Source organism: Streptomyces sp. 8K308, assembly GCF_004348315.1.
In the GTDB taxonomy this organism is placed as follows: Bacteria; Actinomycetota; Actinomycetes; order Streptomycetales; family Streptomycetaceae; genus Streptomyces.
The window spans coordinates 1-6,971 of the sequence record NZ_SMKC01000362.1 but is presented as its reverse complement, the minus strand read 5'-3'; the positions used below and the strand labels follow the sequence as shown (position 1 = coordinate 6,971).

Below are 6,971 nucleotides of genomic sequence, written 5' to 3'. Positions count from 1 at the left end.
CCACCAACGCGCCACCCACGGAACCGACATCGGCACACCCCACTCACCAGGACACCCGACGAGCCGCCAACTCGGAGAGTCGCCATGAAACGTACCGCGGCCGCCCTGGCCCTGATATGCGCCGCCACCCTGACCCTGGGCGCCTGCAGCGACAGCAGCGTCCAGGACACCGCCGGCCAGGCCGGCGGCGGGGGCGAGATCGACCCCCTGGCCCCCCTCGAAGGCGTCGAACTCACCTTCTGGACCGCGCAGTCCACGCTCAACGCCGCCGACCAGGTCATCGACGCCTTCGAGGAGGCCACCGGCGCCCGGGTCACCACCGAGGCCATCCCCGACCTCTACGAGCAGAACGTCCCCACCCGGCTCGCGGCCGGCGACCGACCGGACCTGATGTTCTGGCAGCCGAGCGTCAGCACCCTCCCGTTCATCCAACCCGCCCGCAACCTGTTGCCGTTGGACGACGAGCCCTGGGTCGACGACCTCGGCCCCACGGAACGCTCGCTCGGCGTCGTCGACGGCACCCGCTACGCAGCCGTCGTCACCAGCCCCGCCATGCTCGGCGTCTACTACAACAAGGACGTCTTCCGGCAGGCCGGCGTCTCCGAGGACGAACTCCCCGACAGCTACGACGAGCTGCTCCAGCTGGCGCACACCGTCCAGGACGCCACCGGCGTCCCCGCCTTCTACGAGGTCGGCGGCGACCGTTGGCCGCTCCAGTGGCAGGTGCAGGTCCAGCTCACCGACCTGCCGGACGAGTGGTGGGACGGGCTCAACCGCAACGAGGAGTCCTGGACCGACCCCGTCGTCGTCGACGCCATCACCCGCTACCAGGACGAAGTGCTCGGCGCCGGCCTCGCCCAGGAGGACTACCGTACCGGCACCTTCACCGGCCAGGCCGAGGCCATCTGGGAGGGCACCGCGGCCATGGCCCTCAACGTCACCTCCTTCCAGTCCCAACTCCAGGCCCAGCACAGCACCGAGGAGATCGACGAGACCGTCGGCTGGTTCCCCGTCGCCAACTCCGACGCGCGCGGCCTCTACTCGCCCGACCAGACCAACGGCGTCGTCGCCTTCGCCACCGGCGACGAACAACGCCAGCGCGCCGCCCGGCAGTTCCTCGCCTTCTGGCTCGGCCCCGACTACCCCGACTTCATCGCCGACCGCCGGATACCCTCCGTCCAGCCCGCGGTGCCCAACCCGGACGGCATGCCGGGCACCGCCCGGGCGCAGGTGGCCGCGCTGCCCGAGGCGCACGGCGTCTTCCAGGCAAGGGCCATCGTCGCGCCCGAACTCCACGTCGGACTCGCCGACCTGATCTACGGCGAGAAGACCCCGGAGGAGGTCGCCGCCTTCGTGGAGAACCAGTTCGACGACATAGCGCGCGCCCAGGGCGCGGACGGCTTCTAGGGACGCCCCCGCATGGCGACCGACACCCGCCGCCCGCCGGGCCGGCTGCCCCGCGCCGCCGTTCACCACCCCTGGTGGTTCGCGCTACCGGCCGTCGTCCTCTTCTGCGGCTTCTTCCTGCTGCCCAACCTCCTCAACTTCTGGTACCCGTTCACCGACTGGTCCGGCTACCAGAGCCGGATCAGCTTCACCGGGCTCGACAACTTCCGGCAGATCATCGACGACGGCACGCTGTGGCGGGCCATCCGCGTCACCCTCGTCTACGCGGTGCTCGCCGCGTTCTTCCAGAACGTGTTCGGGCTCGGCCTCGCGCTGCTGCTGGAACGCGACACGCGGTTCAACCGCTTCTTCCGCGCCGTGTTCTTCCTGCCGGTGCTGATCTCGGCGCTCGCCGTCGGCTACGTCTTCCAGGCCCTGTTCAACACGGACGGCGCGATCAACGAGGCGCTGGGCACGACCGTGCCGTGGCTCGGCGACACCACCTGGACCATCGTGCTGGTCGCCGTCGTGCACGGCTGGAAGTGGATGGGCCTCGCCATGCTGATCTACCTCGCCGGCCTCAAGGGCATCCCCGGCGAGGTCCTCGAAGCCGCCCGCGCCGACGGCGCGGGCCCCTGGCGGATGTTCCGTGCCATCCGCTTCCCGATGCTGGCCCCGGCGGTCACCTTCAACGTCACGACCTCGCTGCTCGGCTCCATGAACACCTTCGACATCGTCCAGGCCACCACGGGCGGCGGCCCCGCCGGCTCCACGGAGGTCATGAACATCTACATGTTCCGGGTCTTCGGCCAGGGACTCTACGCCCAGGCCTCCGCGATGAGCCTGGTCCTCTTCCTGATCGTCGTCGCCCTCGCCATCCCGCTGATCACCGGCCTGCGGAGAAGGGAGCAACTGCTGTGACGCTGCGCTGTGCTTGCGCCGCATGGGCCTGGCCGGTCGGCCCTCGCCGGGCCTCAGGCCCGGCGGGCCGACTCCACCCCCACGGGGCGGCTCCGCGCCTCCGCGCGACGGGCTGTTCGCGGTCGTGTCCGGCCCGGGGCGGCCGGCGCCGCCTGCCTGGCACGGGCGGGGTCCCTGCCGGGCGGGTCGTCGTGGGCCTTGGCCGTGCAGGGCGGCACCACCCGGCCCGCCCGGCCGCACCCGCCACGCGTCACCCCCTTCGGGGCGACGCCGGCGCCGCGCCGCCCTCCGGCGCGGCGGGCCGGGACGCCAGGCGGTGGGCGCCTCGCCGCGAGATCCGCCCTGCGGGCGGGCCCGGCCGGCCCGGTACCGGCCGCGCCGCCCGGCTCGGCCGCCCGGGGGCGTGTCGCTGTGCCGCACCGGCGGCTGACGCTCGGCTCGTGGCCCCACGCTCCGCCTGTCGGCACGCCCCATCAGCTCGGCCTCGGCCAGGCGTCGGCGACGCGTCGCCCGGCAGCGTACGTCCGGTCCCCGCGGGTCGGCCCGGACCGCCGCGCCCGACGCTCCGTCACCGGACCGAGCCGGCGGCCTCGCCGGCCGACCGGGACCAGCGTGTCGCGCTCCCGCGGGGCGGCGCCGCGGGGCCTGACGGCCGCCTCCCGGCCCGCCGTCGAGCCGGGCTCGGGTCGGCCGCGCGGCTCCGCCGCGCAGGGGCACACGTGGCGCCGGCTCGCCGCCCGGGCGGCGTCGCATGACCGCCCGGAGCCCGCGGGGCCGCCCGGGCAGGGCCGAGTGGGTGCGGCGTGGCGTCGTGGTCGGGCTAGCGGCCGTGCTCGTCGGCGTGCCGTCGTGGCTCGTGCTGGTGACGTCGGCGAAGCCGCAGGCGGAGGCCGTCACGCCGAACCTCGACCCGCCGGGGGCCTGGCAGCCGGGCGAGAACTACGGTGACGCGCTCAGCGAGGGGCAGATGGTGCGCGGGCTGGTCAACAGCCTGCTGGTGATCGTGCCTTCCGTGGTGCTCGTGCTGCTGCTCGGCGCCGGCGCCGCCTGGGTGTTCGCGCGGCGACGCGGCCGCCTCGTCGCGGCGGCCTACGCGGTGTGCGTGAGCGGCCTGCTGCTGCCGCCGGCCATCATCACCATCGTGCTGCAGCTGCGCCAGCTCGGCCTCGCCGGCACCCGGCCCGGCATGATCGCGGTCTACACGGCCATGTACCTGTCCACGTCGATCTTCTTCATGACCGGCTTCATCCGCGCCATCCCCACCGAGTTGGAGGAGGCCGCCCGGATCGACGGCGCCGGACCGGCGCGCGTCTTCGTCCGCGTCATCCTGCCGCTCCTGCGTCCCGTGATCGCCACCGCCACGATCATGGTGATGCTCTACGCCTGGAGCGACGTCTTCTACGCGTTCTTCGTGCTCGGCGGGGGCGACGCCGCCACGCTGCCGATCAACCTGTACCAGGTCGCCAGCGCCCAGCTCTACCTCAACAACTGGCATCTCATCTTCGCCTACGTGGTGTTGATGAGCCTGCCGATGATCGCCGTGTTCCTCGTCGCCCAGCGGCGGATCGTTTCCGGAATCACCAGCGGAGCCGTCAAGTAAGGCCAACAGGCCAGCAGGCAAACAGGCGAGCAGACCCGGAGGAAACCCCCACATGTCCAAGACGAGAGCGCTCGTGGCGGCGGCCGTCGTCGGCGCGTTGGCGACGGTCGGACTCGGCCCGGCCGCGTCGGCGGACGGGCCGACCGGCCAGGCGGCCCAGCGGATCACCGTCGACCTCGGGCAGTCCGAGGGCGACATCCTGCACGGCGCCAACGGCGCCCTCTACGCCCTCAGCGACGACGGCGTGCCAAGCGACGCCATCCTCGCGCCGCTCAGGCTGTCCACCATCGCGCAGAAGCCGGAGGGCGGCCTCCAACACCCCAACGGCGACGCCCTCACCGTCTCGGAGTCCTTCTTCCGCAACGGCGGCGGCGACGTCTACGTGATGATGCAGGACATCTACGAGCAGTGGCCCTATGAGGACCTCGGCCTGGCCGACTACCTCCCCAGGGTCGACACCATCACCCGCCAGGTCTCCGAGCACGCGAGGAGCGACGACTTCGTCCTCGTGCCCTTCAACGAGCCCGACCTGATCTGGTACGGGCTCAACGCCTCCGACCCCGCCCAGTACGCCAGGAACCGCGACCGCTTCCTCGCCGACTGGCGCACCGTGTACCAGCGGATCCGCGCCGTCGACCCGGACATCAGGATCGCCGGCCCCAACGAGTCGCGCTACGACCGCCGTTTCCTCCCCGACTTCTACGCCTACGCCCGCGACCACGACGTGCTGCCCGACGTCACCACCTGGCACGAGCTGTCCTCGTCCTCGCTCCGCGACTTCCAGGGCAACCACGACCACTACCGCGCCCTGGAACGCCAGTTGGGCATCGGCCCGCTGCCGATCAACATCGACGAGTACGCCAACCGCCGCGACCTCTCGGTGCCGGGACAACTCGTGCAGTGGGTCAGCATGTTCGAGCGCAACAAGGTCTACGCCGACCAGGCCTACTGGGACATGGCCGGCAACCTCGACGGCAACGTCGTGCAGACCAACATCCCCAACGGCGGCTGGTGGTTCTTCCGCTGGTACGCCGCGATGACTGGGGAGACCGTCCGCGTCACCCCGCCCAACCCCAACACCATCGACACCCTCCAGGGCCTGGCCTCGCTCGACACCGCCAGGCGCCAGTCGCACGCCATCGTCGGCGGCACCGACGGAGACGCCGACGTCGTCTTCCAGGACGTGCCGGCAGCCACCTTCGGCTCCACGGTGGCCGTCACCGTCGCCGAGGCCGGCTGGTCGGGATACGAGGGCGCGCACGCCGCGCCCCGCGTGCTGTCCCGCAGCATCGCCCGGGTCGCCGACGACGGCACCGTCACCGTCCCGCTGCGCGGCATGGACCGGATGTCGGCCTACCGCGTCGTCCTCACCCCGGCCGGCTCCGGCACCCCCGACCAGCCGACCGTGCCGTGGCGCGCCTCGTACGAGGCCGAGGACGCCGCCATCACCGCCGGCCAGATCTACACCCAGGGCACCGTCCAGAACGCCAACGGCTACGCCACCTCGGGCACCCGCGACGTCGGCTCGCTCAACCAGCCGGAGAGCCGGGTCGCCTTCGACGTCTCCGTGCCCACCACCGGCGCCTACGACATCGACGTCTACTACGGCAACCAGTCGGGCGCGCCGGCCACCCAGCGCCTCACCGTCGACGGCGCCGCGCCCACGACCGTCGACTACCCGTCCACCCTCAACTGGACCTACCGCGGCATCAGGACGGTCCGGCTCCAACTCACCGCGGGCGACCACACCCTGGCCCTGGCCAGGGGCGCGGGCGAGGTCACCCTGGACCGGATCGTCCTCACCCCGGCCGCCACCCCACGCGCCAGCTACGAGGCGACCCTCGCCGACACCGCGGGCGACCCCCGGTACGACTACGGGAGTTCGGCCGGCACCGGCACTGGCGCGCTGGTGCTCGGCGGTGGCGGCGACGCCGTCGTCTTCGACGTCTTCGCGCCGCGCGACGCCTACTACACGCTGACGCCCCGGCACACCGGCGGCCGGCTCACCCTGGAGGCGCACGGCACCAGCCTCACCGCCACGCCGGGACAGTCACTGCGGGTCTTCCTCCAGGCCGGCAACAACCGGATCACCGCCACCGGCGCCGCCACCGTGCGCTCCCTCGACGTGACCGGCGCCGGCGACACCACCGGCGTCGCCACCTACCAGGACACGGCCGCCACCCTCACCGGGCAGGCCAGGCTCGGCAGCAACCCGCACGCCAGCGACGGCAGCCACCTCGGCTGGCTCGGCGGTCCCGACACCTCGGCCCGCTGGACGGTCCAGGCCCCGCAGGCCGGCCGCTACCTGTTGCTCGTCCACTACGCCAACGACGAGCGCGCGGACAGCGACCACGCCTACAACGCGGACGTCATCTCCCGCACCGCCGACATCCGCGTCAACGACGGGCCGGCCCGGCGGGCGACCTTCCGCAACAGCTACTCCTGGTCCAACTTCTGGTCCCTGGCCGTGCCGGTGACCCTGGAACGCGGCGACAACACCCTCACCTTCACCAACCCGACCGGCTTCGCGCCCGACCTGGACCGGATCCAACTGGCCCGCGTCCAGGGCTGAACCGAGCGCTCACCGTCACCCGAGGGCCCGGCGCGGCACGCGCGCCGGGCCCTCGACCACACCAGGCGGGCGGCGGGTCGCCAGGCGGCGCCCGCGTGGCGCGCTGTTGCACGCCTGTGACAACCGGAACGGCCGCGCTCCGGTCCATGGGGTGTCGGCGCCTCCGGGCGCCACCCCACAGGACCCACCAGGCATGACAGAGAGCGAGCCCCCGGTGATTCCCGACCACCGCCAGCACCCGTCACGAGCCCGGCACGCCCGAGGCGGCCCCAGCCGCCGTGGCCTGCTCGGCCTGGGCGCCGCCACGCTGCTCGGCGCCGGCGTCTACTCGACCATCGCGACCCCCGCCAAGTCCCTCGGCGCCCACCTCGGCCCCGGCCCGGACACCGGCGGCCCTGACGGCCTCGGGGACCAGCCGGGGGACCCGGGGCCCAGCGTCGACAACCCCCGGCTCATCGGCGACGGTTCCACCGCCGACACCGGCCCCCAGCC

At 72.9% G+C, this 6,971-nt stretch carries 4 protein-coding genes and 1 pseudogene; all 5 read left to right on the top strand.

The features are described from left to right. Window positions 1–84: 84 nt before the first annotated feature. The gene (locus E1265_RS31160; RefSeq protein WP_132934328.1) at window positions 85–1,407 is read left to right on the top strand and encodes an ABC transporter substrate-binding protein; all 1,323 of its coding nucleotides are present in this window, start codon (window positions 85–87) and stop codon (window positions 1,405–1,407) included. Between the two features lie 12 nt (window positions 1,408–1,419). Then, window positions 1,420–2,307: a sugar ABC transporter permease gene (locus E1265_RS31155; RefSeq protein WP_132934327.1), complete on the top strand. Its 888-nt coding sequence runs from the start codon at window positions 1,420–1,422 to the stop codon at window positions 2,305–2,307. Window positions 2,308–3,058: 751 nt separating this feature from the next. Continuing rightward, the gene (locus E1265_RS31150; protein WP_132934326.1) at window positions 3,059–3,907 is read left to right on the top strand and encodes a carbohydrate ABC transporter permease; all 849 of its coding nucleotides are present in this window, start codon (window positions 3,059–3,061) and stop codon (window positions 3,905–3,907) included. Window positions 3,908–3,959: 52 nt separating this feature from the next. Further along, the gene (locus E1265_RS31145) at window positions 3,960–6,479 is read left to right on the top strand and encodes a CBM35 domain-containing protein (protein WP_132934325.1); all 2,520 of its coding nucleotides are present in this window, start codon (window positions 3,960–3,962) and stop codon (window positions 6,477–6,479) included. A gap of 193 nt (window positions 6,480–6,672) precedes the next feature. After that, a pseudogene (locus E1265_RS31140) lies at window positions 6,673–6,971 on the top strand (hypothetical protein); the annotation flags it as partial.

Excerpts from the sequence above, each read along its gene's own strand:
- E1265_RS31150 (WP_132934326.1), top strand. The coding sequence starts at position 3,059 with ATGACCGCCCGGAGCCCGCGGGGCCGCCCGGGCAGGGCCGAGTGGGTG.
- E1265_RS31160 (WP_132934328.1), top strand. The coding sequence starts at position 85 with ATGAAACGTACCGCGGCCGCCCTGGCCCTGATATGCGCCGCCACCCTG.
- E1265_RS31145 (WP_132934325.1), top strand. The coding sequence starts at position 3,960 with ATGTCCAAGACGAGAGCGCTCGTGGCGGCGGCCGTCGTCGGCGCGTTG.
- E1265_RS31155 (WP_132934327.1), top strand. The coding sequence starts at position 1,420 with ATGGCGACCGACACCCGCCGCCCGCCGGGCCGGCTGCCCCGCGCCGCC.